Source organism: Actinocrinis sp. (assembly GCF_035946395.1).
GTDB lineage: Bacteria > Actinomycetota > Actinomycetes > Streptomycetales > Catenulisporaceae > Actinocrinis.
Map to the genome: position 1 here is coordinate 1 of NZ_DASYZI010000308.1, position 2,202 is coordinate 2,202.

1 protein-coding gene is annotated in these 2,202 nt (G+C 69.8%); it reads left to right on the forward strand.

Features of this window, described 5'->3' with window-relative positions:
- Nucleotides 1-523 precede the first annotated feature (523 nt).
- Nucleotides 524-2,202: serine/threonine-protein kinase (locus VGS97_RS18805; protein WP_326854885.1), on the forward strand; the 1,679-nt coding region annotated here is incomplete at its 3' end.

Consider the following 2,202-nt stretch of genomic DNA (forward strand, 5'->3'; position numbering starts at 1 on the left):
GCAGTACCAGACCTCTTCGCACCATCTGCGGCCCGGCGACATCATCCTGTGCCACTTCCGCGGTCCGGCGCAGCTCAAGGGCCTGACGATGGTGCAGATGATGACCAACCTGTACCGGCACATCCAGGCTCAGGGCTTCACAGTGGCGGACGTCACGAAGTACGTGTGAGTCGTACGTACGAGCCGCTGAGCCGTGCGGTGGGATCGAAATCGTGGCCGTGCCGATCGAGGAAGAGCAGCCGATTGCGCACGTTGCGCACGTGAACTGATTCGCCGCTTCAACGCAGCGGTCAGGCGGTGACGAATTGTGCATGAGCGGGGTCCGGCAGCGAGGTGACCGGGCAGGAGTTCGGCGCTGCGCAGATCAGCCGCTTCCAGGACGCCCCAACCCGCACGCACGGCACGCTCGACGTCCGCCAGACTCCACACGCTCACGGCCGGCACTCTGCCACTGAGCACCGACAGCCGATCGCGTCGGAGAACAACGTGCACGGCCAGCGCTTCGCCGCCCTACGCTTGTGCCGTGATACAGACTGCTGACGGGGCGGTGGGCAGCCGGTACAGATTGGTCCGGCTGGTCGGCGAGGGCGGCATGGGCCGCGTGTGGCACGCCAGGGACGAGACGCTCGACCGGGACGTCGCGCTCAAGGAGTTCACCCTGCCGGCCGGAATCGGCGCGGCCGGGCGCACCCGGCTGGCGGACCGGATCAAACGTGAGGCACGGCTGGTGGCCCGGCTCAACCACCCCGGCATCGTGCGGGTGTACGACATCGTGGACCACGGCGGCAGCCCGGTCATCGTCATGGAGTACATCCCGGGCGAGTCGCTGGCCGCGCGGATCCGGCGGGACGGGCCGATCCCGGCCGCGACCGCGGCCTCGATGGCCGGCCGGTTGCTCGCCGCGCTGCGCCACGCACACGCAGCGGGCATCGTGCACCGCGACCTGAAACCGGACAACATCCTGCTGACCGAGAACCGCTGCGTGCTCACCGACTTCGGCATCGCCCGGTCGCTCGGCGGCGCGGTCTCCACACTCACCGCGGCCGGCACCATCGTCGGCACGCCGGATTACCTTGCGCCGGAACTGCTTCAGGGCCAGGAGGCGACGGCCGCGGCAGACCTCTGGTCGCTGGGCGCGACCCTCTTCGCCGCGGTGGAGGGCACGCCCCCGTTCACCGGCACGACGATCGACGCGCAGTTCTCCTCGATCCTCAACGACCCGGTTCCACGCGCGCAGCACGCGGGCGAATTGACCGCCCTGCTGAAGGCGCTGCTGGTCAAGGACCCGGCCAAACGTGCCACCATCCAGTCGGCGACGGCCCTCATCGGCTCAAACGCGGCGCAGCCACCGGACCACGGGCCGGAGCACAGCGTGTCGGCCCCCGAGACCGCTGTGCCGCAGCCGGACCGCGGCAGGGCAGGCAACGGCGCAGCGAACAACGGCGGATCAGGCCCGAATCCTCCAGTGCCCACGGCGGTCATGGCACCACCAGTGCCCGAACCCGCCACGACCAAGGCAGAGGCCTGGCTCCCACCCGCGCCGACCAAGGTCGAGACCGTACTCCCCCTGGCGCCCACCATGGTCGAGGTCCCGGTTCCGCTCGACCCGACCAGGGTCGAGCTGGCGCTGCCCGCACCGCCCGCACCGCCCGAAACCGAGGCTCCGGCCGAGGCCGCGGCCAAGAAGGCGAGAAAGGCCAAGTCAGCACCCGTCACACCACGAATCCCGCCGAGTTCGCAGAGCCCGCACCCGCAAAAGCCCCGGACCGCGACTGCACGCCGCGCGCCGGTCTCGGTCGGCGGCGTGCTGCGGCTCCTGGCCTTCTACAGCACCCGGCTCGGCCTGATCGCCGCAGGCGTCCTCGGTGGCTTATACGCCTTCAAACCCTTCGTACTGCTGCACAACGCCTCGGTGTGTCACATGACGTATCTCAATGTACAGTGCGCGAACCGCGGACCCGGCCAGTCCGCAGTGATCGACGGCTGGAACAACACTCCCCTGTGCTGGGCCCCCGCCGCGGTGCTGATGGCGCTCGGCTTGGCCGCCTTCGTCGCCATACTGATGCCGCCGAACCGCAGCACCGTGCTCGCCCGCTACGCGATCGTCCTCGGGCTGGCCTGCGCGCTCGATCTGATCGGCCGGGCGGCTCAGTGGGTGCTGATCCTCAACGGCGACCAGAGCCACTGGCCGGCCACCCCGCA